This is a genomic window from Stenotrophomonas sp. AC248, from assembly GCF_979258185.1.
In genome coordinates, this window is the sequence record NZ_OZ409840.1 from 2,340,186 (window position 1) to 2,366,078 (window position 25,893).

Here is a 25,893-nt window from a genome sequence, read left to right on the forward strand (position 1 = left end):
GCTCTACGGGCCAGCCACGGGGCTATCATCGCGCCGATGCCGCGGTGGATGTGAATCCTCACCGACCGCCCTGCCCCGGCAGGACCGGGGCAGGCGTTGCGGCGCCTCGCACGGGTGCCCGTGCTCAGGCCGTTGCGCCACGCGCGTCGGTGGCCATCGGCGCATGGAAGCGCTTGAGGCGCAGCGCGTTGCCGAGCACGAAGATGCTCGACAAGGCCATCGCCGCGGCGGCGAAGATCGGCGACATCAGGGTGCCGTTCAGTGGATACAGCACGCCGGCCGCCACCGGAATCAGCACGGCGTTGTAGGCAAACGCCCAGAACAGGTTCTGCTTGATGTTGCCGATGGTGGCGTGGCTGAGCGCGATGGCGTTGATCACGCCGCGCAGGTCGCCGGACATCAGCACCACGTCGGCCGCTTCGATCGCCACGTCAGTGCCGGTACCGATCGCCAGACCGACATCCGCTTCGGCCAGTGCCGGCGCATCGTTGATGCCGTCGCCGACGAAGGCCACCCGCGCACCGTTGGCGCGGAAGGTCTTGAGCGCGGCCACCTTGCCGTCCGGCAACACTTCGGCCGCCACCTCGTCGATGCCCAGCTGGCGGGCGATCGCCGCGGCCGTGGCGGCGTTGTCGCCGGTGATCATGGCCACCCGCAGGCCCAATGCATGCAACGCGTTGATCGCCTCGGCGGTGGTCTCGCGGATCGGATCGGCCACCGCGATGATGGCCGCCAGGCGTCCGTCAATGGACGCATACAGCGGACTCTTGCCTTCGGCGCCCAGCCGCTGTGCCGCCGTCTGGAACGCACCCACGTCCAGGCCAAGCCGGGTCATGAAGCGGTCGGCTCCCACCGCCACCCGACGCCCGCCCACCGTGGCGGCCACGCCGAACCCGGGCGTCGCCTCGAAGTTCTCCAGCGCCGCCACGTCGAGGCCGCGCTGCGTGGCCGCCACGACGATCGCCTCGGCGATCGGGTGTTCAGAGCGGCTTTCCACGGCGGCCACCAGCGCCAGCACTTCGTCATGGCTGAAGCCGTCAGCCGGCACCAGGTCGGTCAGCTCCGGGCGCCCCTTGGTCAGCGTGCCGGTCTTGTCCAACGCCACCACGCTGACATCGCGCAGCGCCTGCAGCGCTTCGCCCTTGCGGAACAGCACGCCCAGCTCGGCGGCACGACCGGTGCCCACCATGATCGAGGTGGGCGTGGCCAACCCCATCGCACACGGGCAGGCGATGATCAGCACCGCCACCGCGTTGACCAGCGCGAAGGTCAGCGCCGGGGCCGGGCCGAACACCAGCCACGCCAGGAAGGTCAGCGCCGCGCCCGCCATCACGGCCGGCACGAACCACATGGTCACCTTGTCCACCAGCGCCTGGATCGGCAGCTTGGAGCCCTGCGCTTCTTCCACCAGGCGGATGATCTGCGCCAGGACCGTGTTGGCGCCCACCTGGGTGACACGGAAGCGGAAGGCACCGGTCGTGTTGAGGGTGCCCCCGACGACGGCCGCGCCTGCCTCCTTGGAGACCGGCACCGGTTCACCGGTAATCATGCTTTCGTCGACATACGACGCGCCGTCGACCACCTCGCCATCCACCGGCACCTTCTCGCCCGGCCGCACCAGCACCACATCACCGGTTACCACCTGCTCCAGCGGGACCTCCACCGTAGCGCCGTTGCGCTCCACACGCGCGGTCTTGGCCTGCAGGCCCACCAGCCGTTTGATCGCCTGCGAGGTGCGGCCCTTGGCGCGCGCTTCCAGCGTGCGGCCGAGCAGGATCAGGGTGACGATCACCACGGCGGCTTCGAAGTAGACGTTGGCAGTGCCGGGCGGCAACACCCCCGGCAGGAACGTGGCCACCACCGAATAGCCGTAGGCCGCCGCCGTGCCCACCGACACCAGTGAGTTCATGTCCGGCGCCCCGCGCAGCAGCGCCGGCACCCCCTTGCGGAAGAAGCGGATGCCCGGCCCGAACAGGACCAGGGTGGCCAGCGCGAACTGGAGGTACCAGCTGGTCTGCGTGCCCAGTACGTGCATCACCCACTGGTGCATGGCCGGCACCAGGTGCGAGCCCATCTCCAGGATGAAGACCGGCAGCGTGAGGGCCGCGGCGATCCACAAAGCGCGCCGCAGCTCGCGCGCTTCCTGCTCGCGCCGCTCGGTGTCCTGGTCTGCCGCGCTGGCGCTCGCGGCACCGACGCGGCGCGCGGTATACCCGGCCTTCGCGACGGCCGCATCAAGGCTGGCGAGGCTCACCACGCCGGAAAGGTGGCGCACCCGCGCGCGCTCGGTGGCCAGGTTGACGCTGGCCTCCAGCACCCCGGGCACCTGCGCCAACGCCTTCTCCACCCGGCCCACGCACGAGGCGCAGGTCATGCCCTCGATCGACAGTTCGGTAACCTCCTCGCGCACGCTGTAACCGGCGCCCTGGATGGCACGCACCACCGCCTGTGCGTCGGCCGGGCCGGCAAAGCCCACGTCGGCGCGCTCGGTAGCCAGGTTGACCGATGCGCTATGCACGCCCGGCACCGCCTGCAGGGCACGCTCGACGCGCCCGACGCACGAAGCGCAGGTCATGCCTTCTACCGGCAGGCTGAGGCGCTCAGCGCCCGTGGCGGAGGCAGGCGTGCCGTCTCTGGGGGCAGTGGATGACATGGCAGGATCCGTTGGCTGAAGAAGGTACCCGCCACCCTAAGGATTCCCACCATGGGAAGGTCAAGCCTGGGGCATCCGGCGGGCCTGCAACCGTTCACGCAGGATCGCGTCGGCCGATGGCACACCGCGCAGCTGTTGCTCGATTACGGTGGCCACGGCGCCGAACATCTTCTTCTGGACCAGATAGCAGACCAGGAAGAACGGCAGCATCAACAGCATCGCGGCCGCCGCCGGCCGCACCACCATCAGCGGAAAGATCAACAGCGAGATGCACAGCGCCCACCAGCTGCAGCGGCCCTCCACCCTCACCTCACGCCGTCCGGGGTCGACCACCACCCGGCCGCGCATGAGCGAGTAAAAGCGCTGGGCGAAGCTCTCCCGGAACGCATAACTGCCATCGGGCAGCGGGCGGAACACCAGGTGCAGGTACGTTCCGCGCGGCACATCGTATTCCAGGCTGCCCAGCGACAGCCGCTCGCGCCAGTCGGCCGGCGCCGCGATCCGCCGGTTGAAGATGCGGATGCCCCAGCTGAAGTAGCGCCGGTTCCAGGTGAACTGCAGCACCAGTTCGATCAACAACAGGGCACTCAGGGCAAAGACCATCGACTCTCCATGGGCGAGCGGCCGCCAGCACCTCGCGCGGGTGCGGCGGGGCGGGCGTGCATTGATGCGGCGCAGCGCATCCCCGCGCTGCGGCTGTCAGCATACGCCAGATGCCAACGGCCGATCCGCCGGCCGCTACCCCGGGCCGGCGCGGTACACCGCACCCCCGCGCAAGGAAATGCGTCGCTCCCACCACCAGAACATCACCAGCAGCACCGTGCCCACCGGTCCCGAGCCGGCCACCGTTGGTCCCTTGCCCCCTCCCTTCGTCCCGCACCCCATGACGGCGGAGTGTGGCGGGCACACACTCGCTGCCATCGCTACCGGCTCAGCGCCAGGGAACACTCCGATGAAACGACGTGACTGCCTCAAGGCCAGCCTGGCCCTGCCCCTGCTGCCGCTGGTCCTGAAGGCGGCGGCCGCCGGGCCCCTGGCCGGCCCCCGGGTGCGGCCGGGCACCGCCGGGTGGCCGGGCCGGGCCGACTGGACCCGGCTGTCGCAGGCGGTCGGCGGTCGGCTGTCGGTGCCGCAGTCGCCGTTCGCGGGCGATGCAGCCACGCGTGCCGAAGCGCTGGCGCAGATCCACAATCCCTTCTACATCGGGGACCAACCGGGCCTGACCCAGACCAGCGGGTACTTCGGCGCATGGCGTTCGGTGCCCAGCGCGCAGATGGTGGCCGCCACCAGCAGCGCCGACGTGGCCGCGGCGGTGAACTTTGCCCGCACCCATCGGCTGCGGCTGGTGGTCAAGGGCGGCGGCCACAGCTACCACGGTACCTCGTGTGCGCCCGACTCGCTGCTGGTCTGGACCCGGGCGATGAACCAGATCCAGCTGCACGACGCCTTCGTGCCACAAGGCGCGCGCGCCGGCACGGTGGCGAAGCCGGCGGTGAGCGTGGGTGCCGGGGCAATGTGGATCGACGCCTACAACGCCGTGACCACCCACGGCGGGCGTTACGTGCAGGGCGGTGGGTGCACGTCGGTGGGCGTGACCGGGCTGGTCACCGGTGGTGGTTTCGGCAGTTTCTCCAAGGCATTCGGCAGCGCGGCATCCAGCCTGCTGGAGGCCGAGGTGGTGACCGCTGACGGCCGGGTGCGGGTGGTCAATGCGGACAACGACCCGGACCTGTTCTGGGCATTGAAGGGGGGCTGTGCGGCCAGCTTCGGCATCGTCACCCGGATGACCCTGAAGACCCATGCCCTGCCCGATACGTTTGGCGGACTCTCCTTCAAGGTGCAGGCCAGCACCGAAGAACAGTGGCGTGCGCTGGCGGCGCAGGTACTGCGCTTCTACCGGGACCGCCTGTGCAACGCCCACTGGGGCGAGCAGATCACCTTCGCCGGTGACCGCACCCTGTCCATCTCGATGGTGTTCCAGGGCCTCAGCCGCGAGGCCGCGGCAGCCACGTGGCAGCCGCTGCTGGACTGGATCACCGCACACCCGGGGTACACCGTGCGCGAACCGCTGCAGGCGCTGGCGATGCCGGCGCGCGACTTCTGGGACGCGGACTTCTTCCGCCAGCACGCGCCGGCGATCATCGCCCAGGACACCCGTGCCGATGCGCCCGCCCACCACATGCTGTGGAAGGGCGACCAGGGCCAGGTCGGCTGGTTCCTGCACGGGTATGCCTCGGCGTGGATGCCGTCGGCGCTGCTCGGCGAAGACCAGGTGGTGGCCGCCGCGACGGCGCTGTGTGCCGCCGCGGTGCACATGGACGTGGGCCTGCATTGCAACAAGGGCCTGTTCGGCGCACCCGCCGACGCGATCGCGGCCAGTGCCGACACCGCCACCCACCCGGCACTGCTGGACGCCTTCGCGCTGGCGTTGATCGGCACTGCCGGCGGCCCGGTCTATCCCGGCTGTGGCGGCAGCGTGGACGAACCCGGCGCGCGCCGGGGCGCGCTACGGGTGCGGCGTGCCTACGACGCCCTGTCGGTGCTGGTGCCCAAGGCGCCTACGTACGTGTCCGAGTGCGACTACTTCCAGGCCGACTGGCAGCAGGCCTTCTGGGGCCCGCACTACCCGCGCCTGCTGGCGACCAAGCAGCGCTACGACCCGGACGGGCTGTTCGTGATCCATCACGGCGTGGGCAGCGAGGCCTGGAGCGCGGACGGCTTCGCGCCGCGCACCGGCTGACGCTTCGCTCAGGTGCGGGCCGCGTCCAGAGCGGCCAGCACCTGGCGCAACGCCTGCTGCGCGCGGGCGTTCTCGGCGGGCGTGCCGATACTGATACGCACCCAGCTGTCGTAGGGGGCGAACACGCGTGCGACGCGCACCCCGTGCTGCAGCAACCCGGCGGCCACCGCTGCATGCGGATGCCCGCTGTCGAAGAACACGAAATTGCCGGCCGCCGCGCTTGAGCGCCGCTTCAGGCCGGCCAGCAGCTGCTGCCAGCGCGCGCGTTCGGCCGCCACGCGGGCACGCACCTGTGCCACGTGCACGGTATCGGCCAGCGCGGCCTGGGCGGCGGCCACCGACAACTGGTTCTGCGCGTGCGCACCGCCCACACCGCGCTGACGCAGCGCGTCGGCCAGCGCGCGGGGGGCCAGTGCGTAGCCGATCTGCAGCCCGGCCAGCGCATGGATCTTTCCCAGGGTGCGGAACACCACCACGTTCTGGCCCTGCCGCAGCAGTCGCACCGCGCTCAGGGTGGTCGCGTCCTCGCGGTAGTCCAGGTAGGCTTCGTCGACAATCACCAGCGTGCGCGCCTGCGCGGCGGTGACGAAGCCGTCGAAGTCCGTCCCCGGGCTGAGCGTGCCCGATGGGTTGTGTGGGTTGACCACGAACAGCGCGCGCGTGTCGGCGCCCACCGCCGCCAGCAGGGCCGGCAGGTCGTTCTCCAGTGCGGCATTGAGTGGCACCTCCTGGGCACGCCCGCCGAACGGTTTGGCCGCATCCACCAGCGCTCCATACCCTGGCACCGAGTACACGAAGCCGCCCGCGCCCTGGCTCAGCGCCAGGTGCTGGCCAAGCGCTTCAAGCACCTCGCCCACGATCACCTGCTCAGGGGTTACACCTTCGAGGGCGGCAATCTGCCGCTGCAGCGCCAGCAGCTGGTCCGCGCCCACATAGCGTGGCGCCTGGCCCAGTGCCTGCTGGATCGCCGGGCCCACCTGCGGCGCGGGGCCATAGCTGCTTTCGTTGAGGTCCAGGCGCAGCACGGCGTCGCTGGCGGGTGTGGATGCCGGTGCCGGTGAAATACCCGCCGCGTGTGCCAGCACCGGTAGCATCACCGCACCGGCTGCGCCGGCGATGCCAGCCCCCAGCCAGCGGCGTCGGCTGCCATCCACGGCGGCCTCGTCAGGAACGGTAGCCATCAGAAGCGGGTCTCCACACGGGCGTAGTAGTAGGTGCCGCTCCAACCGAACGGCGACAGTTCACTGTACGGGAACACGCCGAAGGTATCGGCACCGGACACCTGCGGCGTGGTGGCGATGTTGCGGGTGGGATAGGTGTTGAACAGGTTGTTGGCGCCCAGCACCACGGTCAGCGCGTCGCTGGCGCGGAACGCGATGTCCAGGTCGGTCACCCAGCGCGCCTCCAGCCGTTGGATCACATCCAGGTTGCCGGCACTGCCGGCCTCGGTGGGCAGCGTGCGGAAACGCGTTGACCCCTGCGCGAACGCGGCGACGTTGGCCGCGCTCTGGTTGGTGGCGGCCACGCCTTCGACCACGCCGTAGCGGTGCGTACCCAGGTTGAAACCCCAGCGACCCACGTCCCAGGCCAGCGCCACGGTCAGGTTGTCGCGCGGCTGGCCCTTCTCCACGCGCGTGCGCTCGGTGATGTCGAACAGCGGCGTGCGCACCCCCAGCGCGGTGAGCTGCGCCGGCGTGCTGGCCACCCGGGTCAGTTCGGTCTTGTTGCGGTTGTATCCCACCGTGGCCACCAGGCTCCCCCGCTCGGCCAGGTCCCAGCGGTAGCGCGCCGACGCATCGATGCCGGTCGTGCGGGTGTCGGCGGCGTTGCTGAAGTAGCGCACGCTGGTGACGCCCGGCGAGCCCAGCGCAGCCAGGTAGTTGCGGATGGCGTTGGAGCCGGCCGCATCGACGAAGTTGCTGGACAGGAAGATGCGGTCGTCGATATCGATCCGGTACACATCCAGCGAGGCACTCAACCCGGCGATGCCCCAGGTCAGGCCGGCGGTGAGGTTGGTGGCCTTCTCCGGATCAAGAGCACGCGCGCCCAGCGCACGCGCCTCCACCGAATCCACCGGTGCCGTGCGTACCAGCACGTACTCGGGCACGCCGGTAATGGTGTTGTTGAGCGTGCGGCTGCTGGTCGAGCTGAAGTACTGCTGGGCCAGGGCCGGGGCGTGGAAGCCGGTGCTGGCCGAAGCGCGCAGCGCCAGCCCGCCGTCCAACTGGTAGCGCAGCGCCAGCTTGCCATTGGCGGTGCTGCCGAAATCGCTGTAGTCCTCCCAGCGCCCGGCCAGCGACACCAGCAGCCGGTCGCTCAGGTCGGTCTCTGCTTCGGCGTAGGCGGCCACATTGTGCCGATGGTGGTTGCCGGCATCGCCGGGCTGGATGCCGGCAAAGCCCTGCGAGCCGATGGTCGGCACGCTGCCTGCGGCCGGGCCGTCCAGCACCCGGTACGGCCCCCATACGTAGGAGCCCGGTTCACCGGCACGGATGCCGTAGGTGTCACGGCGGAACTCGGCGCCCACTGCCAGCCGCAGCGGGGCATGCCAGCCCAGCTCGAAGGTGGTGTTGGCATCGGCATTGGTGGTCCACTGCGACGCGGCCTGGGCGCCGTTGTAGAACGCCGTCGGGCTGTCGGCGCCGAGCGTGGCGTTGAGGGTGTTGCGGGTGCGGTAGACCAGCTTGTTGCGGCCGTACACGCTGCTCAGATCCCACTGCCAGTCACCGGCCACGCCCTTGATGCCGGCGCCGAGCGAGGCGTTGGTGCTGCGCGTGTCCACCCACGGCAGGAACCCGTCGGGGTAGATCGCACGGACGTTCTCGGGCTGCGCGGCGCGGCGCAGCGACGCATTGGAGCTGCCGTCGCTGACGCCGTAGCCGCCGAACGCATAGACCTCCAGACCATTGCCCCAGTCCAGCGGCTTGCGCAGGTTGCCGAACACGGTTTTTTCCACCGTGTCGGCCGAATCGGCGAAGCGCCACAGTGCGTCGCGGTCGATCGTGGCTTCCCGCGGATCGGCCACTGCACCGGACGCGGCGCCACCGATCGGCGCCAATCCGGTGCCCGACCCGTAGGTGCTGGAAGGCGCCACCGGGGCGCCGTTGCGGCCGATGCCGAAGTACTGCTGGCGGGTATCGGCCAACGCGCGGTCGGCCGCCTTGCGGTCACGATAGTCCCAGGTCAGGTGCACGCCGCCGCCGTCGGGAAAGGCGAAGCCGGTGTCCAGCGCGATGCTGGTGGTATCGCCACCACCGTCGCGGGTGCTGCCATGGCTGGCCCGCCCCTCGAACCCGGCGTCGTCGCGCAGCACGATGTTGATCACCCCGGCGATGGCATCGGAGCCGTACTGCGCCGACGCGCCATCGCGCAGCACTTCCACCCGCGCGATCGCACTCACCGGGATCGCATTGAGATCGGTGGACACCGCCCCCTTGCCGACCGTGCCGCCGGTATTGACCCAGGCACTGGCATGCCGGCGCTTGCCGTTGACCAGCACCAGGGTCTGGTCGGGCGACAGCCCGCGCAGCGTGGCCGAGCGGATATGCGTGTTGCCGTCGGGGGTGGTCGGGTGCGGGAAGTTGAACGAGGGCAACAGCGCCTGCAGGATCTGGCTGATGTCGGTGTAGCCGCTGCTGCGGATGTCATCGGCGCCCAGCACGTCGATCGGCACCGGGGATTCCAGCACGGTGCGTGCCTGGGTGCGGTTGCCCAGCACGCTGACCTGGTCAAGCTGGGTCACCCCGGGCGCAGGCGCGGACTGGGCCTGGACGGGAATGGCCGCTACGCCGGCCGACAGGCCCAGCGCGATGGCAGCGGACAGGCGACGGCGTCGCGGCACGGAGGCGCGAGAGTTCATGCAGGTTCCTGCGGTGTGGGGGTGGGCGCATCCGATCCCCGGATGGCGTGCGCCCATCCTGCCGCGTCGTTGCAGCGCGTCAATCGGTGGGCCAGCTGCTGCCTGAGGGTTGGCCCGCAGCGCGCGTGGCTGCGCCAGCCAACCCACTGATTTCATTCACGCCGCGTGTACACCGACATCGCGCGCCAGAACTGCTGCACATGTGCATATAGCCAGCGGTACCGACGCCGGCCACCTGCGGTGACACGATTTTCTGCTGGATTGCGCAGGGAGCGCGCGTGACCACCTGCACGTGCAGCCCCTGCTGGCCTGGCGTAGCCTGCGCGCAGCCCGCCACCGGAGATGTCCCGTGATGCCGTTCCCGACCGCTTCCGCCCTCCCCGCCCTGTTGTCGCTCGCCATCGGCGCGGCGTTGGCGCTCAGCGCGCCGCCCACGCACGCGCAGGCGGCCACTGCGGCGCCGATGCCACCGGCGACGGTAGCCGGCGCCCCCATGCCGGTGTCCTTCAATGCCCTGCTTGACGCACAGACCATGGACGCGATCAACGCCGACCCGGAGCTGCGCACGATGCTCGGCATCAGCGGCGACGGTCAGGCCGACAGTTCCGACCAGCTCACCGACGTGTCGCTGGCACGGCGTGAGGTCAACCGCCGGTTCCTGGCCGACAACCTGGCGGCGATCACGCAGTGGCAGGGCGCCCCGCTGGATGCGCAGCAGCAGCTGAGCAGCGGCCTGGCGCGCTGGTTCTACCAGACCCAGATCGACCTGATGGCGGTGCCGTGATCGACGGCGTGGTTGCCGGTGGGCGGCAGCGCCTATGCGGTGGACCAGTTGTTCAGCCTGCCGGTGAACCTGCCGCAGTTCATGGACAACCAGCATGCGGTCACCGATGAGACCAGCGCGGCGCACTACATCGCCCGCCTGCAGGCGATGGGACCCAAGCTGGACCAGGTGCGCGCCAACGTGGAGATGCAGGCCGCGCAGGGCGTGGTGCCGCCCGAAGTGGCGCTGCAGGGCGCCGCCGACCAGTTCCGCACGCTGCTCGAACCCGCGCCGAAGGACAGCCTGTGGGTGCAGTCGCTGCAGCGCAAGCTGGAGAAGCTGCCGGCGATTTCCGCCGCACGCCGCGACGCGTTGGTCGCGCAGGCCACGCGCGCGGTGCAGCAGTCGGTCAACCCGGGCTACCAGCGCCTGCTGGCCGATGTGCAGGGCCTGCAGGCGCGCCACCTGGGCAACAAGGGCGTGTGGGCGCTGCCGCAGGGCAAGGCCTACTACGACGCCGCGTTGCGCTGGTACACCAGCACCGATCTGGACGCCGATGCGATCCATGCGGTCGGGCTGGACGAGGTGGCGCGGGTGGAGACGCTGATGGACGCGCGGCTTGACCAGCTGGGCCTGCGCGACGGCAGCGTGGCCGCGCGCGTGCAGCAGCTGCGCCAGGACCCGCGCTACCTGTATGCCGACACGGATGCCGGGCGCAAGGAACTGCTGGGCGACATCGAACAGCGCCTGCACGACCTCGACCCGATCCTGCCCACCTGGTTCGGCCACCTGCCGCCGCAGAAGCTGGTGGTGCAGCCGGTGCCGGCGCACATGCAGAAAACCTCACCGGGCGGCTACTACTACCCACCGGCGATGGACGGCTCGCGGCCGGGCACGTTCTTCATCAACCTGGGCGACATCGAGTCCAACACGCGCTGGAGCATCCCCACCCTTACCTACCATGAGGGCTCGCCGGGCCACCACTTCCAGATCTCGATCGGGCAGACCCTGACCGACCTGCCGTTGCTACGTCGCAGCCTCAATCCCAGCGCCTTCAGCGAAGGCTGGGCGCTGTACGCCGAGCAGCTGATGGCCGAGGCCGGCGTGTACAAGGACGACCCGGCCGGCGACCTGGGCCGGCTGCAGGCCGAGATGTTCCGCTCGGTGCGGCTGGTGGTGGATACCGGCCTGCACCGCAAGCGCTGGACGCCCGAGCAAGCCGCCACCTACATGCAGGAAAAGACCGGCATGAAGGCCAGCGACGTGCGCGTGGAGATCAACCGCTACCTGGTCCAGCCGGGCCAGGCTTCGTCGTACAAGATGGGCCAGCTGCAGTTGCTGGCCCTGCGCGAACGCGCACGCCAGGGGCTGGGCACGCGCTTCGACATCCGCGCCTTCCACGACCTGGTGCTGGGCAACGGCGCGATGCCGATGACCGTGGTGGCGCAGGCGGTGGACGGCTGGATTGCCGCCGGCGGTGGCGACCCGCGTCGCACGCCCTGAGCGCGGTGCGCGCAGACACGCGGCCTCTGCGTAGAAATACCTAGGCCGCTACGGTGTAACTCCGCTTGTCCGCCGCGGCGGCGGTACGCACAGTGAGGACAGGGTCGGCGCGGCCGGCCCGGTCCCTCGCCGTCGTTCCGGAGCGTCCCATGCCGCACGCACGCCCTACCCTGCTGCTCGCCCTGGCACTCGCCGCAGCGGTGCCGTTGTCTGTCTCCGTCTCCGCGCAGACCCCCGCGCCGGTGGCGGCCTCGTCCGCCACCGTTGACGCCGACGCGGTGGCCGCCCTGGCGCGGATGGGCAAGGCATTGCGCGCCCTGCCGCAGTTCCGCATGCATGCCACCACCAGCACCGACTATGTGCTCGACGACGGGCAGAAACTGGCGCTGGCCGGTACCGTGGACTACAAGGTCAACGGACCGGACCGCTTCTTCGTGGACATCCAGAGCGAGCAGCAGCATCGCCAGCTGTTCTACGACGGCAAGCGCCTGACCATCTACGCGCCGCGCTTGAAGTACTACGCCACCCTGGACGATCTCAACCGCAGCAGCCAGGCGCTGCTCGCTGAGTCGGCCAGCCGCTACGGGCTGGAGTTCCCGCTGGCCGACCTGTTCCTGTGGGGCACGCCGGCCTTCCCAACCGACGGGTTCCAGTCCGCACTGCGGGTCGACAGCGCCCGTATCGACGGTGACGCCACGCAGCACTACGCGTTCCGCCAGCCCGGCGTGGATTGGCAGGTGTGGATCTCCGACGCCACCGCGCTGCCACGGCAGCTGATCATCACCAGCCATGCCGATCCGGCGCTGCCCAGCTACCAGGCCACCCTGCAATGGGACACCCGGCGCCCGGTCAACGCCAATGAACTGGCGTTCAATCCCGGCGGCGCCACCCGCATCGTGTTCGTCCCGGTGGCATTGGCCGCGCAGGACACCCCGGCAGGAGGTAACTGAGCATGGACAGGATGGCTTCCCTGCGCACCGCCGTCAGCACCGCCCTGCTGGTTGTGGCGGGCGCTTCGCTGCTGGCAACGTCAGCGGCACATGCAAGGCCCGGCCTGCGCGGCTTCGCGCATTCCTCGATCGGCCACGCCGGCGGCGTCGGCGGTGGCGGCATGGCACACCCCGGTGGCGGGGGCGGCTTTGCCCCGCACCCGCCCGGCCCGGCCCCACAACCCGGTCCGCGTCCGGGTCCGCGCCCCGAGCCAGGGCCCGGTCCGCATCCTGGACCCGGGCCCGGACCTGGACCTGGACCTGGGCCTGGGCCGGGCCCCGGACCAGGGCCGCATCCCCCGGGGCCACCGCCCGGGCCGGGTCCGCACCCGTATCCGCCACCGCCTCCGCCGCCGTACTGGGACCACCCGTTCTGGGATGCCGCCGCCTTCACCGCCGGCGTTGCGGTGACGTCGGCCGTGATCGGGTCGATCGCCTATTCGCTGCCGCCCAGCTGCACCACGGTGGTCGTCAACGGCATCGGCTACCAGCAGTGCGACAACGCGTGGTACCAGCCGCGCTATGTCGGCACCACGGTGCAGTACATCGTCGTGGACGCGCCACGATGATGTGCAGGCACGGCCGCGCCCTCGGCGCCGCGCTGGTCGCCCTGTGGCCGGCCCTCGCGGCGGCGCAGGCGGCCGCAGGCGATTCCACCGACGACATCGCCCGCAAACTGGCCGACCCCGGCGCAGCCCTGGTGTCGGTGCCGTTCCAGTACAACTACCTGGGCTCGGTGGGCCCGGGTGGTGACGCGCACAACCAGCAGTTGAAGATCCAGCCGGTGATTCCGTTCGTGCGCGAGAACGGCAAATTCATCCTGCGTCCCATCCTGCCGCTGAGCTGGAACCAGTTCCCCGAGCGCAAGCATGGCAGTGGCGACCTGTTCGTACAGGGCTACTACATTCCAAAGACCGCCGCCGAGGCGCACGGGACCGAAGTGGGTTTCGGCGCCGCCGCGCTGCTGGACACCGCCTCGCACGACAGCCTGGGCACCGGCAAATACTCGCTCGGGCCGGCGTTCATCCTGGTGCACAAGACGCGCACCTGGACGGTCGGTGCGCTGGCCAACCACGTGTGGTCGGTGGGCGGTGATGGCGACCGCGAGGATGTCAGCAGCACCAGCGTACAGCCGTTCGTGACCCGCAACCTGCCCAACGGCTGGTCGCTGAGCTTCACCTCTGAAACCAGCTACAACTGGAAAGCGGCCAGCGGTGATGCGTGGACCGTGCCACTGGGCGCGACCGTGTCCAAGGTGATGCACCTGGGCCACACCCCGGTGAGCGTGGGCCTGGGCGGGTTCTACAACGTGGACCGGCCGCAGTACGCCAACCGCTGGACCGGGCGTCTCATCGTCACCCTCGTGTTCCCCGAATAGCCGGCACGCGCCGGACCGCGCCAAGGAGACACCGCTCATGAAAGGTATCCATATCACCGCGCTGGCCGCGGCATTCGTGCTGGGGGTTGGTTGCACCAGCGCGCCGCCCCGCAATGCCGACGGGTCGGCTACGGCGGCAACGCAGGAGGCGCGCAACAAGGCGCGCGCCGCAACGGCGGAGGTGCTGAGCCGGCTGTATGCGGCGCAGCCTTCGGCCCGTCAGGCAATTGCCAGCTCGGCGGGGTATGCGGTGTTCCGCAGCTTCGGGGTAAAGGTGCTGGTGGCCGGTGGCGGGAGTGGGCACGGGGTGGCGATCGAGACGGCGAGCGGGCGCGAGACGTTCATGCGGATGGTGGAGATCCAGGCCGGTCTTGGGTTCGGTGCGAAGACGTTCGATCTGGTGTGGGTGTTCAAGACGCCGGCGGCATATGCGGACTTCATTACGCACGGGATCGAGATCGGGGGTCAGGCGACGCTGGCGGCCAAGGTGGACAAGGCGGGCGGCGGGTTGACGGGGGCGGTGCAGGTGTCGGACGGGGTGTGGGTGTACCAGATGACCGAGAGCGGGTTGGCGGCGGAGCTGACGGTGAAGGGGACGCGCTATTACCCAGACAAGTCGCTGGATTGATCCGGACGGGAGGTACGGTCATGCACAGTCATCCGTGGGCGTGGATTCTGAGTCTGTTCGCGTTGCCGTTGCTGGCGGCGCTGGTGGTGAGTCTGGTGGTGCGGCACCGGGGGTTGGGGGCCAATGCGGTGCTGACGTGGTTCGTTCTGGTGTGTTGGTTTGGGGCGTTGGCGGTGATTTTGGCGCAGGTGTTGTAGGGTTTTTCAGAAGCTGGAGCCAAGGCCAAAGCCAGAGCCGGAGCAACGGCAAAGCCGTGTGGTCTGCCTGCCGATTGGCTGGGCGGGGGTGGGTGGGTGCGCGGGACACGCCGTAAATCCATCCCTGGAGGCTCGTGAGCGCCATCCATGGCGCCCAACGGTCCCGCGAACCCACCCACCCCCACCCCCGACACATGGCTGGTGGCCATTGGGAAACGCCTGGGCGGGAGGCGGGGCATTTCGGCGGGCGTGCCGAAGGTTGAAGGTTAAGGGTTGGAGGGTTGGAGGGTTGGGGATTTGGTTGTCCGCGTTTCGCAGCGCGCAGGCCACGGATTTGCCGACGCGCGCGCTCCCGGCTTTCCTGTGCGCACCCGTACCAGCCAAGCCGATACAGGCACGAATACGACGCCGTTGATTTGAGACGGCAGCCAACGCTACAACGACTGACCCAGCTCGATGAACATTACGTTCTCGCCGCCTTCCCGGAACCCCACGCCAAAGATCAATGGGCCGATCCACGAATCGAATCCCAGGAACAGGCTGCCGTTCCAGATGCCGTCACTTAATGACATGTCCGAGCGGCGCTGCCAGGCGTTGCCGTACTCCAGCGTCCCGCCTACCTGCGCCGAGCGGCCCAGTACCTTGCCCAGCTCGTAGGTGTAGCCCGTGAAGCCCAGCGCGTAATCCTGTCCCGTCAGCTGGTTGTGCTGGAACCCCGCCAGGCGCCAGCGCCCGCCCAGTCGGTACAGGTTCTGCACCGGCGCCGTGCCCGACGATGTCACGTGGTAGCGAAACCCTACCTGCAGCGCATGCCGGCCGAATGAGCGTGCGCCCACCGCGTCCAGGTCCAGCTGGCCAAACCCCGTATCGGCGCCCAGTCCCGCCCGCGACTGATACGTGCCCACGTTCACGAGCTGCCCGTCGCGTGGAAAGTACAGACTGTCGATATCGTCCAGCGTCGCCTGCGCGAACCAGGCGCCCTCTTCGAAATGTGTGCGCGGAATCGTCGGGTCGCCTACCTCCACCGCCGCATTGCCCGTATAGCGCTGCACCCCGGCACTCAGCGACAGCACGTTGCCCACGTGCCGCACCAGCCCCAGCGTCGCGCCCGCGCGGCGTACGCGGAACCGCGCCGTCTTGTCACCGTTGGCGTCGTACAGATTGAAACTGCGCGTCTGCAATCCGCCGCCCACCTGGAACGCATAGCGGTTGCGCAGATCGAAGGGATGGTAGTACTCCCCCGTCAGCCCCGGTTCGCTGCCCACCTGCAGCACCACCCGGGCCTCGGCACCGTAGGGCGACAATGGGGCAAACAGCAGCCCCGCACGCAGGTTGCTCTCATGGTTGCCCTGCAGGTCATCGCTCAGACTCAACCCGGCTTCCAGGTAGGCCGGCCCGTTCGGTTTGGCGTGCGCGGTTACCACCACGCCGGTCTGCCCGTCGCGTTCGCGCACTTCGTAGCTGAAACTGGCCAGCGTGCCCATTCCGTAGCCGCGCAGGATGCCGGCCTGCATCGCCGCCGCATCCAGCGGCGCACCCACCTGCAGCGGCAGGTAGGACAGCAGCAGCGCATCGGCGTAGCCGGTGTCGTTGACCACCTCCACGAACGCCACCTGCGTCGGCGCCACCGGCACCGTGCGCCGCCCGCGCTGGGCCAGCCAGGCCGCGTATACCGCAGGCGGCTGTTCGAACGCACGCAGCGCCGGGGCGGCCGCGTCGGCGGCCAACTGGCCGATCCGCAGCGCTTCCGGCGCCTTGTCGAAATCCCCCGTGGCGACTTTGCCGGTCAGCTCCGGCGAGATCACCAGATCGTCCGCGCCCAGGCTGTCCAGTTCACGCTGCGCGCTGCCGGTGGTCAAGAAGCCGCTGAGCTGCCCGATCACGTCCACCAGGCTGGCGTTGCCGTCCAGCACCCGCAATGGCGTGCCCACGTCCACCGCGATCACCCGGTCGGCGCCCATCGCACGCACCACGTCGATCGGCACCTGGTTGGACACGCCGCCATCCACCAGCACCTGCCCCTCGATCACCACCGGGCGGAAGATCCCGGGCAACGACATGCTTGCGCGCATCGCCATCGGCAGGCTGCCCTCGGCCAGCACCACCGGTTGGCCGGTGTTGAGGTCGGTGGCTACCGCGCGGAACGGAATGGGCAGGTCATCGAAGCGCCCGCTGACCCGTGCGCCGCCGGTGGCGCGCTCGAACAACGCGATCAGCTTCTCGCCTTCGGACACGCCCCCGGCCAGCGACACCGCCTTGCCCTGCTCACCGCCGAAGCCGACCCCGATCGCGGCCAGCTGTTCGTAATCGTCGGCCTTGCGCCGCAGCGAGCGCTCGCGGCGCGGCAGGGTGTCGCTGAACATCGCCATCCACTGCGTGTCCAGCACCAGCTGTTCGATCTGCGCCGGGGTCGACCCGGACGCATACAACGCCCCCACCAGCGCACCGGCGCTGGTGCCGGCGATGCAGTCCACCGGAATGTGCTGCGCCTCCAGCTGCTTGAGGATGCGCACATGCGCGATCCCGCGTGCGCCGCCGCCGCCCAGGGCCAACCCGATGCGCGGCCGGGTGTCACCGTCGGCACGCACGCCGCAGCTGTTGCCCACCGGTGCCGGGGCCGCGCGTGCGCCGGGGGCCTGCAGCAGGCCCGCCGCGCCCAGCACCAGCCCTACCCACAGCAACAGCGCGGGCGAGGTCAGCGCCATGCACTGCCCACCTGGATGTAGAACGTGTCGTCTTCCGGGCCCCACGCGTAGTCCACGCCCACGTGCATGCCCAGCTGGCGCGCAATCAGGTAGCGCACCCCTGCCCCCTTCGACACCTGGCTGCTGCCGTCGCTGAAACTGTTGTGGCGGCCCCAGGTACGGCCGGCGCCGACGAAGCCGATCAGCGCCCAGCGCCGCGTCAGGTTCCAACGCAGCTCGGTCTCCAGGACTGCTGCACGGGTGTCCTGGTAACGGGCGGAACCGATCCCGCGCAGGTCGATGTACGGCAACCGGTAGAACGGAATGTCACCGTTGGCCCAGCGTGCGTCGGCGCGGCCGCCCAGCACCAGCCGCGACCCGAGCGGCCAATAGCCGTAGGCGTGCCCGCGATAGCTCTGGAACGCCGTGTCGCTGCCGATGCCCGGCAGGTAGTAGTTGCCCTCGACCATGCCCAGCCAACCGCGCGACGGGGTGAACGGGTTGTCGCGGGTGTCGTACTCCAGCGACAGCCCGAGCCCGGAACTGCGCGTGGCCAGTTCATGGGGCTGGAAGCGATCGCGGTCGGAGGCCACGTCGAAGCCGATGTCCATGTCCATGTAGATCCAGGCCAGGCCAACGAACAGATCGCGCTCGCCGATGCGGCGGAAGCCCTGCTGGAACGACATCAGCCCATCGACGTTGTACTCGATCTCGGTGGCCGGCAATCGCGTGCCGGGCGTATAGAAGCCCAGGTTGAACGAGGCCTTGGCCACGCCGCCGCGATAGCGCCAGCGGTCCTCGTCGAAATGCAGCGATGCGCCCAGGCCGTAGGCTTCGCTACCGTTCTCGGTGCGCATCGCGCCGCCGCCGTAGATGTCCGGGGTGGCCATTTTCTGCGTGCCGCCCTCCCCGTCCGGCGCTGGGGTGGAGGCTGGCTTATGGAAGAAGGCCAGTGCCACGCCGCCGCCGTTGCCCACTGCCGGGTCGGTGATGATGATCGGCACGGGCAGGAAGCCGCGGTGCTCCAGAAGCCAGCGCGACATGTCGAACCGGCCGTCCTCGCTGTCACGGAACATCGCGCGCATGCCGGTGGCTGGCGGCGCGGATGCGGGGGCCGCGGCAACGGCGGGCGCCGCTGGGTCGTCGGCCTGGGCCGAGGCCATCAGGGGCAGGAGCAGCAGCAGACAGCCAAGCGCGCGGTAAGGGGTGGACATCGAACACCTCGGCATGGCCGGAAGGTGCGCGACGTCGCGCCGGTGGGAGGGAGAACCCCGGCGCGGCGCCGCGCGGTGAAACCATCACGCCCCGCTGCGTCACTCAACGCGCGGCGCTGGCGCCCGGCGGATAGGCCGCGAACAGCTTGTCCAGGCCGGCGTCGACGGCGGCATTGACCTTGTCCGGCGAGCTGGGCACGGTGCCGCTGGCAGTGCCACGCCAGACCGCCTGCTTGGTTCGCGCATCGAACATGTCCACCACCAGCGTGCCGACATCGTAGGTGTGCACCTGGGTGGTGGCGCTGCCCATGGCCATGCCGCCCCCCACCCGCCGCGCCAGCCCCACCCGCCCATGCCGCTGCCGGTGTAGAAGGTGTCCAGGGTCTGCTTCTGTGCGGTGATGATGTGCGCGGCCAACGCAATGTCGCCGCCCTGCGGGGTTTCGCGCAGGCCCTTGGCCTGCAGGCGGGCGTTGATGCCCTGCACGATGCGCTGCTGCACCAGCGGCGAGGCCGCCTGCGGCGTGATGGCCCACGAGTACGTTTTGTAGGAGGCGAAGTTGGCGGTGGGTTCGAAGTCGGTCTTGACCGTGGGGGTGGAGGCGCAGGCGACCAGCGCGCTGGCCAGGACGGCGATGACGAAGGCTTTCATGACGCAGGCTCCAGTTGCGGGATGGGACGCGCTGCAGGTGCAGCGACGGCATTGGGCAGGTGCAGGCGACGGCGAGGCTGCCGCACGACCCCAACGTTAATGCGCCCGGGGCGGCGGGGAATCCGCATAACTACGCAGCCGCGACAGGCAAAACTACCGGTCAGCGCGGCGGGTTGATCACCACGTACTGCACCGTGGTGCCGGCATAGCGCGGCGCGTACCAGGTGCTGCCGCACTGCTGGTAGGCCATGCCGTTGATCACCGTGGTGACACAACTGGGCGGCACCGAATTGACGATCGAGCCGATCACCGCCGAGGTCACCGCCACGCCGGCGGTAACCGCTGCGGCCGTGGCAAACGGGTGGTCGTCCCAGTGATTCCAATGGTCATCGTGGTAGTCGACATTCACGTTGACATTGCGATTCACGTTGCGGTTGACGTTGCGGTTGACGTCGACGTTGCGGTTGCCCGCCCCGGCACGGTTGGCGTTCATCGCCCCACCCTGGGGCCGCTGCACCGGCCGGTTGATGTTGGTATGGGCGCTGGCACGCGCGCCCCCATGGAAGCCCGCCCGCTGCGCGTTGGCCGGCGCGGCGCACAGCGCCAGGCCCAGCACCAGTGCACCAGGGAGCATCAGCCAGACGGCGCGCATCGGGGTCTGCATGTCACTTCTCCTGTCCATCATCGATGGCCACCACGGCCACCGGCACCAGCGCGATGCGCGCGGCATCGGCCGGCGGGGTGAAGGCGAACGCGCTGTCCTTCAGGGTGCCGCGCGTATTCCAGTGCAGCTCGGCGCGGTACTGCGGCAGTGCCGGATCGTCCAGCGCGGTGATGATCAGCTTCTTCGGCAGCGCGGTCGCCTTGGCGATCCAGATCTGCCAGTCCACCTGGTCCTGCTGGAAGGCGTACTGTTCGACCGCCTCACCATCGAGCAGCCCGCCACCCACATGCAGCGCCCCGCGGATCGCGCTCTTGGGCGCCTTGTCGGTGCCCCACAGGAACATGTCCGCCAGCGGCATCTCGATGCCGTAGCGGGCGGCGGCGTCCTCGACCAGATCGCCCAGCGTGGCGTGCAGCCCGTCCACCTGCGCGTAGTACTTCAGGCGTGGCGAGTACAGCGACAGCGTGTTGCCGTCGTAGTACAGCTGGCGCAGCTGGCGGTCGCTGCTCAGCTCGAGGAACAGCTGGTTGGGCGTGCGCACCTTGTAGGTGACCGTTCCGTCCAGCTCGATCTTCTGCCCGTCCTCAAGCACCACCTCGGTACTGGCCTGGGAGACCAGCGAGAACTGCTTGAGTGCCCGCAGCGCAGCGCCCATGCGGTCCAGCGCGGCCAGTGCTTCGGGGTCACGTTCGGGCTGCACCGCGCTGGCGTTCGGTGCCGGCGGTGGGGCCGCCTTGGCGGCGCGGGTGGCGGCATACGCGCCCGGCACCGCGGCAAGCAGCAGGCAGGCGGTCCAGGCGATGGAACGGGGTGCGGCAACCATGACGGTGTCTCCAGGCAAGGGAACAGAGCCGCGGCGTTCAGAAGCCGCCGCTGATCGAGACGCTCCAGGGGTCGCCCTCGAAGCGGTTGCGTACGCTGAACTCGCCGATGTAGCGGAACGAGACGTCGAGGTGTTCGCCACCGGACCACTTCTTGCCGTAGGTCAGCACCGGCCCGATGCCGAACGAGCGACCCTTGAAGCCGTTGAGCCGGTCGGCGGTGTCGCCGTCGTCGTCCTGCACCTGCTGGATCCAGCCGGCGGCCGCGCCGAAGCCCCAGCCGCTGGGCGTGCGCTTGACCAGCAGTGCGTCGGTGCGCATCACCAGCCCGTTCTTGTAGTCGGTGTCATCGTTGCGGCTGTACCAGTCCACCGCCCCCAGCACGCTGAATTCCAGCGTACCCTTCTGGAACAGATGGGTGTAGCCGACGCTGGGCGACAGGGTCCACACGTTCAACCCGGGATTGGCCAGCTTGCCCGCGTCGTACTTGGCCGTGGGCGCATACACGTACAGGCCGAACGAGACGTGCTGGACGGGGTCGATGTGGTAGCCGGCAATGAACGGCGCGAAGTACACATCGAACAGGTTGGAGGCACTGTCCTTCACCTGGCGGCGGCCGCCCAAGGGCCCGTCCAGGTTCGCGGTGACATCGGCGGTGATGTACGGCACGGTCAGCATCGAGGCGAAGTTCCACTTGCCGGTGTGGGTCGGCCACACATACACGCCGGTGGCGGCGGTCAGGCTGACGTCGGCTTCCAGCCCGAGTGAGATCTGTCCGGCGATCGGCGCCGCGCGGCTGCCGCCGATCTTGCCGTCGTACTGCACGTAGCTGAGCGACCACTGCATGCCCGGCTCCGGGGGGATCACCCCGGCATAGGAGGTGATCTGCATGCCGGTGATCGAGCGCCCGAGCGCGCCTTCGGTGGCGTGCACCTGCACGCTGGCGGCCAGCGCCAGTGCGCCCAGCAACGCCGCGCAGACGCCGCTGGCACGGCGGTAGTGACGGAAGGATGGGCTGCCCATGCGGATCACCTCTCGGGTCGGTTGCGCACCGCCGCGCTCTGGCGCGAGGCGGCACGGCGCTGGCGTTCGCGGATGTCCTGGATGTCGCGTTCCAGGAAGAAGTTGAGGAAGGTCCGGATCACGGCTACCGCACCCAGCTGGCCGATGCTGTCCCAGCTGGTGTAGATCGACGATTCCAGGATGTCGGCGGCCAGCTGCATGGTCAGCCCGGCCACCAGCCAGCGCCCGTACTCCAGCCACAGGTCGCGGCGCGCCACGTTGTCCGGGTGGCCGTGCAGCAGCAGGCGCACCCCACGCACGAAGGCGATCACCGTGGCCAGCACAATCAGCACCAGCGCCATCGCATCGATCACCACCACCACCGGCTCGGTGCAGGCAACCAGCCACGTCTTGAGGGGAGACATCGGCGATCCTCCGGAAAGGGCGATGCGGCGGGCGGATGCGGTTCATCCGCGCTCCACGCAGCGGAAGCCCAGGTGGCAGGTGGAGGTATCCACCGGCTGCGCCATGCGCGCGGCCGGCCGGTAGCGGCGGCAGTAGTTGGGTGCGCACAGGTGTGAGCCGCCTTTCATCACCCGCCGTGGAATCGCACTGCGGTCGCGCGGGTCGTGGCTGCGTTCGCGCTCGCCGCCGCGCGGGTTCTCGATCGCACAGCACGGCTTGCTCTGCAGCTGGTCGTGCTGCTGGTACCAGTCGGTGGTCCATTCCCAGACGTTGCCGATCATGTCGTACAGCCCGTAGCCATTGGGCGCGTAGCTGCCCACCGGCGAGGTCCAGCGGTGCCCGTCCTCGTCCAGGTTCAGCCACGGAAACTCACCCTGCCAGGTATTGGCCTGGTGCCGGCCGCGCACGGTGAGGCTGTCGCCCCAGGCGAACTCGCCTTCTGTACGGCCGCCGCGGGCAGCGAACTCCCATTCGGCTTCGGTGGGCAGCGCCTTGCCGATCCACGACGCATACGCCAGCGCGTCGGCGTAGGCCACATGCACCACCGGGTGGTCGTCCAGCCCCTCCAGGCGCGTGCCGGGACCGCGCGGATGGCGCCAGTCCGCGCCGGCCAGGTAGTGCCACCAGTTGTGCGGGTTGGACATGTCCACCGGGTGGGCCGGCTGCACGAACACGACCGACGACGGCAACAGCAGGGCCGGATCGGCGCCCGGGTAGTCACGCGGATCGGCCGGGCGCTCGGCGGCGGTGACGTAGCCGGTGTCGCTGACGAACCGCGAGAACTCCCGGTTGGTCACCGGGTAGCGATCGATGCGGAACGGGTCCACCCGCACCTTGTGCGCCGGTCGCTCTTCGGGATAGTGGTCGTTGGAGCCCATGCTGAAGACCCCGCCGTCCAACGCCACCATGTCATCCAGTACGGCGCTCATGCTCAGTGGCTGCCCGTGCTGGCGTCGCGCATCGCGCTCAGCGCGTCGTCGATGGTGAAGGAGTTGGGCGACTGCACCGGCGGGAACTCCCTGAACGTAGCCGCGAACTTGTCGGCAATCGCGTACGCCCCGAACATGATGTAGGCATGTTTGAGGAACCAGGCGTAGTACTCGTTGGATGTGATATCGGCGTACTCGTAGGGGTCGGTACGCAGGTTGAACAGTTTGGGCAGGCGTAGGCGGGTGAACGGTTCGGCCCACACCTGCATGGTGCCGCGGCAGCGCTGCTCCATGAACAGCACCTTCCAGTTGTCGTAGCGGATGCCCAGCACATCGCCATCGTCGCTGAGATAGACGAACATCTTGCGCGGGCTTTCCTTGTCCTTGCCGGTGAGGTACCCGGTCAGGTCGACGCCATCGATATGGTTCTTGTAGGCGCGTCCGGCCGCCTTGTAGCCCTTCTTGAGTTTGTCGCTGACCTGCGGGTCGCCGGCCATCGACAGGAACGTCGGCAGCCAGTCGTGGTGCTGCACGATGCCGGTAGCGATGGAACCGGGCTGCACCTGGTCCGGCCAGCGCACCAGCAGCGGAATGCGGAACGCGCCTTCCCAGTTGGTGTTCTTCTCGCTGCGGAACGGCGTGGTCGCTGCATCCGGCCACGAGTTGCGGTGCGGGCCGTTGTCGGTGGAGTACATCACGAAGGTATCGTCGCTGATGCCCAGTTCGTCGAGGAAATCCAGCATTTCGCCCACGTTGCGGTCGTGGTCGATCATGGTGTCGTGGTACGGCGACTGCCAGCGCCCGGCCTGGCCCAGGCTGTCCTTCTTGGTGTGGGTGAACATGTGCATGTGGGTGAAGTTCAACCACACGAAGAACGGCGCATCGTCATCGTGCTGGCGCTGGATGAAGTCCTTGGCCGCGGCCACGAACTCGTCATCGCAGGTCTCCATCCGGGCGGTGGTGAGCGGGCCGGTGTCGGTGATCTTCTGCTTTCCCACCTTGCCCCAGCGCTCCTGCACGGTCGCATCGTCCTTGTCGGTGGCCCAGCTGTGGACCACTCCGCGCGGCAGCACGGTCTTGCGGAATTCGGCGAAGTCCTTCTCCGGGAAGTAGTCGTACATCTCCGGCTCCTCCTCGGCGTTGAGGTGGTACAGGTTGCCGAAGAACTCGTCGAAGCCATGGTTGGTGGGCAGCATGTGGTTGAGATCGCCCAGGTGGTTCTTGCCGAACTGGCCGGTGGCGTAGCCCTGGTTCTTGAGCAGGGCGGCAATGGTCACCAGTTTGTCGTTCATGCCGATTGCGGCGCCCGGGATGCCCACCTTCGACAGGCCGGTGCGGTACACGCTCTGGCCGGTGATGAACGACGACCGCCCGGCGGTGCAGGACTGCTCCCCGTAGGAATCGGTGAACATCATCCCCTCCTTGGCCAGTCGGTCGATGTTGGGGGTCTGGTAGCCCATCACGCCGTGGCTGTAGCAGCTCAGGTTGCTGATACCGACGTCGTCACCCCAGATCACCAGGATGTTGGGGCGCTTGCCGTTGCCGGTCTTGCCCGGCGTCTTGCCGGCGGCGCTGGCGGTCTTGGGGGCTTTGGTGGTGGCCATACGGCTTTCTCCAGGGATCGGCAGATGGAACGTGACGGGAGGAGGTGCTCAGGCAAACGGGGCAACGTTGAAGGTCATGCCGGCAATGGCCAGCACGCCCAGCAGCCACAACAACCCGGCGGTGATCAGGGTCAGGGAAACCGGGTAGTGGCTTTCGCCGTGGATCAGCCCTTCGCTGATCATCAAGGCGCGTTCACTGCGCAACTGCTGCATGTAGCGCACGTGATAGATGATGCCGAGGGTCAGCAGCACCAGCCCGAGGGCGACCAGGGCTACGCCGAAGTTGCGGGGTGCATGGGGCCGCAACGTCGTGCCGGGCACTTCCAGCATGTGGCCGAAGAACTGGTAGATGGTGAAACCGAAGCCGATCAACGACAGCGCCGTGCGGATGATCGACATCAAGGTCCGGTCGGCACTCATGCGGGTGCGCTGGAACGACATGCCGGTGCGGCGCGACGACAGCTCCATCGATGCGGCGTCGGTGCCGCCGAGCAGGTCGCGTGCCGCCGCGATGCTCACCGCCCGATCCGACAGCGTCTTGCGCGGGTCCTGTTCGCTCATGGCTTGCGATCCTCCGGATGGGCAGCGGCGCGGCGGCGCAGCCACCACCCCGCGATGCGGTTGATCGGCCCACGCAGCACCAGGTACGGCAGGAAGCCCAGCACCACCGCGATCACGAATGCCTCGGCGGGATACTTGAAGCCCCCGAACATGCGGAACTGGTAGATCACATCCATGCCCACGCCCAGCAGCAGGATCCGGGTGGTTGCGGTCACCCCTTCGCGCCATGCGGTACGACGCTGGGTGCTGTCGCTGTGGGCCAGCATCCACGCATAGGGCGACTTGCCGGCGCGCGCATCCTTGATTCCGTCGATCAGCGCGGTGATCAGGGCCATGGTCGGCTGCAGGAAGAAACGGAAGGTCATCGGACCATCCGCGCGATCGATCATGTCGGTCCAGAAACGGGTAAGAACGTCGATCACCGATAGCATTGCCGGATTCCCTGCGACAGGCCTCCAGCTTGGCCGGGTGGCGCGTGCCGCACATCCGGATTGGTACTGCATCGCCCCCAGTATTTTTACTGCGCCAGCCCACGCCGGTTGCGGCGCTATGCTCGAGCCCCGGCCATGGTTGACGGTCGTCCCTGCC

The 25,893-nt window shown here is 69.0% G+C and carries 23 protein-coding genes and 1 pseudogene; 8 read left to right on the forward strand and 16 right to left on the reverse strand.

Annotated elements, in window-relative coordinates; genetic code table 11:
* Window positions 1-124: 124 nt before the first annotated feature.
* Complete coding sequence (locus ACZ0AE_RS10635; RefSeq protein ID WP_463601067.1) at window positions 125-2,653, reverse strand: heavy metal translocating P-type ATPase; 2,529 nt, start codon at window positions 2,651-2,653, stop codon at window positions 125-127.
* 60 nt (window positions 2,654-2,713) lie between these two features.
* On the reverse strand, window positions 2,714-3,256 hold the full coding sequence (locus ACZ0AE_RS10640; RefSeq protein ID WP_463601068.1) for a hypothetical protein: 543 nt from the start codon (window positions 3,254-3,256) through the stop codon (window positions 2,714-2,716).
* Window positions 3,257-3,605: 349 nt separating this feature from the next.
* On the opposite strand from ACZ0AE_RS10640, the gene ACZ0AE_RS10645 reads away from it, so the two are divergent.
* A complete protein-coding gene (locus tag ACZ0AE_RS10645) occupies window positions 3,606-5,393 on the forward strand; it encodes an FAD-binding oxidoreductase (protein WP_463601069.1) in 1,788 nt (595 codons plus the stop codon).
* Window positions 5,394-5,401: 8 nt separating this feature from the next.
* Here the strand turns inward: ACZ0AE_RS10645 and ACZ0AE_RS10650 are convergent, their stop codons facing one another.
* Together ACZ0AE_RS10650 and ACZ0AE_RS10655 are read right to left on the reverse strand one after the other, a co-directional pair.
* Window positions 5,402-6,574 carry a pyridoxal phosphate-dependent aminotransferase gene (locus ACZ0AE_RS10650; protein WP_463601070.1) on the reverse strand — a complete coding sequence of 391 codons (1,173 nt, stop codon included), beginning with the start codon at window positions 6,572-6,574 and terminating at the stop codon, window positions 5,402-5,404.
* Complete coding sequence (locus tag ACZ0AE_RS10655) at window positions 6,574-9,252, reverse strand: TonB-dependent receptor plug domain-containing protein (RefSeq protein ID WP_463601071.1); 2,679 nt, start codon at window positions 9,250-9,252, stop codon at window positions 6,574-6,576. The genes ACZ0AE_RS10650 and ACZ0AE_RS10655 overlap by 1 nt, the downstream gene beginning before the upstream one ends.
* Before the next feature lie 349 nt (window positions 9,253-9,601).
* On the opposite strand from ACZ0AE_RS10655, the gene ACZ0AE_RS10660 reads away from it, so the two are divergent.
* From ACZ0AE_RS10660 to ACZ0AE_RS10690, 7 genes are all read left to right on the forward strand, one after another.
* A complete protein-coding gene (locus tag ACZ0AE_RS10660; RefSeq protein WP_463601072.1) occupies window positions 9,602-10,036 on the forward strand; it encodes a hypothetical protein in 435 nt (144 codons plus the stop codon).
* Between the two features lie 18 nt (window positions 10,037-10,054).
* Window positions 10,055-11,518: a DUF885 domain-containing protein gene (locus ACZ0AE_RS10665; protein WP_463601073.1), complete on the forward strand. Its 1,464-nt coding sequence runs from the start codon at window positions 10,055-10,057 to the stop codon at window positions 11,516-11,518.
* Window positions 11,519-11,667: 149 nt separating this feature from the next.
* The gene (locus ACZ0AE_RS10670; RefSeq protein WP_463601074.1) at window positions 11,668-12,468 is read left to right on the forward strand and encodes a DUF2092 domain-containing protein; all 801 of its coding nucleotides are present in this window, start codon (window positions 11,668-11,670) and stop codon (window positions 12,466-12,468) included.
* A gap of 446 nt (window positions 12,469-12,914) precedes the next feature.
* Entirely contained in the window at window positions 12,915-13,076 is a 162-nt protein-coding gene (locus ACZ0AE_RS10675) for a hypothetical protein (protein WP_181406181.1), read from the forward strand.
* Window positions 13,073-13,885 carry a hypothetical protein gene (locus tag ACZ0AE_RS10680; RefSeq protein WP_463601075.1) on the forward strand — a complete coding sequence of 271 codons (813 nt, stop codon included), beginning with the start codon at window positions 13,073-13,075 and terminating at the stop codon, window positions 13,883-13,885. Before ACZ0AE_RS10675 ends, ACZ0AE_RS10680 begins: the two co-directional genes overlap by 4 nt.
* Before the next feature lie 37 nt (window positions 13,886-13,922).
* Entirely contained in the window at window positions 13,923-14,513 is a 591-nt protein-coding gene (locus tag ACZ0AE_RS10685; protein ID WP_463601076.1) for a lipid-binding SYLF domain-containing protein, read from the forward strand.
* Between the two features lie 20 nt (window positions 14,514-14,533).
* Window positions 14,534-14,710, forward strand: coding sequence for a hypothetical protein (locus tag ACZ0AE_RS10690; RefSeq protein WP_181406180.1), 177 nt, complete (start codon window positions 14,534-14,536; stop codon window positions 14,708-14,710).
* A 434-nt stretch (window positions 14,711-15,144) separates the two neighbouring features.
* On the opposite strand, the gene ACZ0AE_RS10695 is transcribed toward ACZ0AE_RS10690, so the two are convergent.
* The 12 genes and pseudogenes from ACZ0AE_RS10695 to ACZ0AE_RS10750 form a co-directional block, all read right to left on the reverse strand.
* Window positions 15,145-17,415: a patatin-like phospholipase family protein gene (locus ACZ0AE_RS10695; protein ID WP_463601077.1), complete on the reverse strand. Its 2,271-nt coding sequence runs from the start codon at window positions 17,413-17,415 to the stop codon at window positions 15,145-15,147.
* Complete coding sequence (locus ACZ0AE_RS10700) at window positions 17,406-18,608, reverse strand: BamA/TamA family outer membrane protein (protein WP_463601078.1); 1,203 nt, start codon at window positions 18,606-18,608, stop codon at window positions 17,406-17,408. Before ACZ0AE_RS10700 ends, ACZ0AE_RS10695 begins: the two co-directional genes overlap by 10 nt.
* A 103-nt stretch (window positions 18,609-18,711) precedes the next feature.
* On the reverse strand, window positions 18,712-18,924 hold the full coding sequence (locus tag ACZ0AE_RS10705) for a DUF4136 domain-containing protein (protein ID WP_463601079.1): 213 nt from the start codon (window positions 18,922-18,924) through the stop codon (window positions 18,712-18,714).
* A gap of 65 nt (window positions 18,925-18,989) precedes the next feature.
* Window positions 18,990-19,259 (reverse strand): annotated as a pseudogene (locus ACZ0AE_RS10710) (DUF4136 domain-containing protein); the annotation flags it as partial.
* A 160-nt stretch (window positions 19,260-19,419) separates the two neighbouring features.
* Window positions 19,420-19,923: a hypothetical protein gene (locus ACZ0AE_RS10715; RefSeq protein ID WP_447593942.1), complete on the reverse strand. Its 504-nt coding sequence runs from the start codon at window positions 19,921-19,923 to the stop codon at window positions 19,420-19,422.
* Between the two features lies 1 nt (window position 19,924).
* The gene (locus tag ACZ0AE_RS10720) at window positions 19,925-20,746 is read right to left on the reverse strand and encodes a DUF2092 domain-containing protein (RefSeq protein ID WP_463601080.1); all 822 of its coding nucleotides are present in this window, start codon (window positions 20,744-20,746) and stop codon (window positions 19,925-19,927) included.
* A 37-nt stretch (window positions 20,747-20,783) separates the two neighbouring features.
* Window positions 20,784-21,767, reverse strand: coding sequence for a SphA family protein (locus tag ACZ0AE_RS10725; protein WP_463601081.1), 984 nt, complete (start codon window positions 21,765-21,767; stop codon window positions 20,784-20,786).
* Window positions 21,768-21,772: 5 nt separating this feature from the next.
* Entirely contained in the window at window positions 21,773-22,171 is a 399-nt protein-coding gene (locus ACZ0AE_RS10730) for a DUF1622 domain-containing protein (RefSeq protein ID WP_141057916.1), read from the reverse strand.
* Between the two features lie 42 nt (window positions 22,172-22,213).
* On the reverse strand, window positions 22,214-23,140 hold the full coding sequence (locus ACZ0AE_RS10735; RefSeq protein ID WP_463601082.1) for a formylglycine-generating enzyme family protein: 927 nt from the start codon (window positions 23,138-23,140) through the stop codon (window positions 22,214-22,216).
* 2 nt (window positions 23,141-23,142) lie between these two features.
* Window positions 23,143-24,744 (reverse strand): arylsulfatase, encoded by a 1,602-nt coding sequence (locus ACZ0AE_RS10740; RefSeq protein ID WP_463601083.1) that lies wholly within the window; start codon window positions 24,742-24,744, stop codon window positions 23,143-23,145.
* Between the two features lie 48 nt (window positions 24,745-24,792).
* On the reverse strand, window positions 24,793-25,305 hold the full coding sequence (locus ACZ0AE_RS10745; protein ID WP_448133797.1) for a YidH family protein: 513 nt from the start codon (window positions 25,303-25,305) through the stop codon (window positions 24,793-24,795).
* Window positions 25,302-25,736, reverse strand: a complete 435-nt coding sequence (locus ACZ0AE_RS10750) for a hypothetical protein (protein ID WP_448133798.1) — start codon at window positions 25,734-25,736, stop codon at window positions 25,302-25,304. Before ACZ0AE_RS10750 ends, ACZ0AE_RS10745 begins: the two co-directional genes overlap by 4 nt.
* Window positions 25,737-25,893: the final 157 nt, after the last annotated feature.

What these genes read in the sequence shown, in the direction of transcription:
- ACZ0AE_RS10635 (WP_463601067.1), bottom strand. Translation starts at nt 2,653, where the DNA reads ATGTCATCCACTGCCCCCAGAGACGGCACGCCTGCCTCCGCCACGGGC.
- ACZ0AE_RS10640 (WP_463601068.1), bottom strand. Translation starts at nt 3,256, where the DNA reads ATGGTCTTTGCCCTGAGTGCCCTGTTGTTGATCGAACTGGTGCTGCAG.
- ACZ0AE_RS10645 (WP_463601069.1), top strand. Translation starts at nt 3,606, where the DNA reads ATGAAACGACGTGACTGCCTCAAGGCCAGCCTGGCCCTGCCCCTGCTG.
- ACZ0AE_RS10650 (WP_463601070.1), bottom strand. Translation starts at nt 6,574, where the DNA reads ATGGCTACCGTTCCTGACGAGGCCGCCGTGGATGGCAGCCGACGCCGC.
- ACZ0AE_RS10655 (WP_463601071.1), bottom strand. Translation starts at nt 9,252, where the DNA reads ATGAACTCTCGCGCCTCCGTGCCGCGACGCCGTCGCCTGTCCGCTGCC.
- ACZ0AE_RS10670 (WP_463601074.1), top strand. Translation starts at nt 11,668, where the DNA reads ATGCCGCACGCACGCCCTACCCTGCTGCTCGCCCTGGCACTCGCCGCA.
- ACZ0AE_RS10680 (WP_463601075.1), top strand. Translation starts at nt 13,073, where the DNA reads ATGATGTGCAGGCACGGCCGCGCCCTCGGCGCCGCGCTGGTCGCCCTG.
- ACZ0AE_RS10685 (WP_463601076.1), top strand. Translation starts at nt 13,923, where the DNA reads ATGAAAGGTATCCATATCACCGCGCTGGCCGCGGCATTCGTGCTGGGG.
- ACZ0AE_RS10690 (WP_181406180.1), top strand. Translation starts at nt 14,534, where the DNA reads ATGCACAGTCATCCGTGGGCGTGGATTCTGAGTCTGTTCGCGTTGCCG.
- ACZ0AE_RS10695 (WP_463601077.1), bottom strand. Translation starts at nt 17,415, where the DNA reads ATGGCGCTGACCTCGCCCGCGCTGTTGCTGTGGGTAGGGCTGGTGCTG.
- ACZ0AE_RS10700 (WP_463601078.1), bottom strand. Translation starts at nt 18,608, where the DNA reads ATGTCCACCCCTTACCGCGCGCTTGGCTGTCTGCTGCTGCTCCTGCCC.
- ACZ0AE_RS10705 (WP_463601079.1), bottom strand. Translation starts at nt 18,924, where the DNA reads ATGGCCATGGGCAGCGCCACCACCCAGGTGCACACCTACGATGTCGGC.
- ACZ0AE_RS10715 (WP_447593942.1), bottom strand. Translation starts at nt 19,923, where the DNA reads ATGCAGACCCCGATGCGCGCCGTCTGGCTGATGCTCCCTGGTGCACTG.
- ACZ0AE_RS10720 (WP_463601080.1), bottom strand. Translation starts at nt 20,746, where the DNA reads ATGGTTGCCGCACCCCGTTCCATCGCCTGGACCGCCTGCCTGCTGCTT.
- ACZ0AE_RS10725 (WP_463601081.1), bottom strand. Translation starts at nt 21,767, where the DNA reads ATGGGCAGCCCATCCTTCCGTCACTACCGCCGTGCCAGCGGCGTCTGC.
- ACZ0AE_RS10730 (WP_141057916.1), bottom strand. Translation starts at nt 22,171, where the DNA reads ATGTCTCCCCTCAAGACGTGGCTGGTTGCCTGCACCGAGCCGGTGGTG.
- ACZ0AE_RS10735 (WP_463601082.1), bottom strand. Translation starts at nt 23,140, where the DNA reads ATGAGCGCCGTACTGGATGACATGGTGGCGTTGGACGGCGGGGTCTTC.
- ACZ0AE_RS10740 (WP_463601083.1), bottom strand. Translation starts at nt 24,744, where the DNA reads ATGGCCACCACCAAAGCCCCCAAGACCGCCAGCGCCGCCGGCAAGACG.
- ACZ0AE_RS10745 (WP_448133797.1), bottom strand. Translation starts at nt 25,305, where the DNA reads ATGAGCGAACAGGACCCGCGCAAGACGCTGTCGGATCGGGCGGTGAGC.
- ACZ0AE_RS10750 (WP_448133798.1), bottom strand. Translation starts at nt 25,736, where the DNA reads ATGCTATCGGTGATCGACGTTCTTACCCGTTTCTGGACCGACATGATC.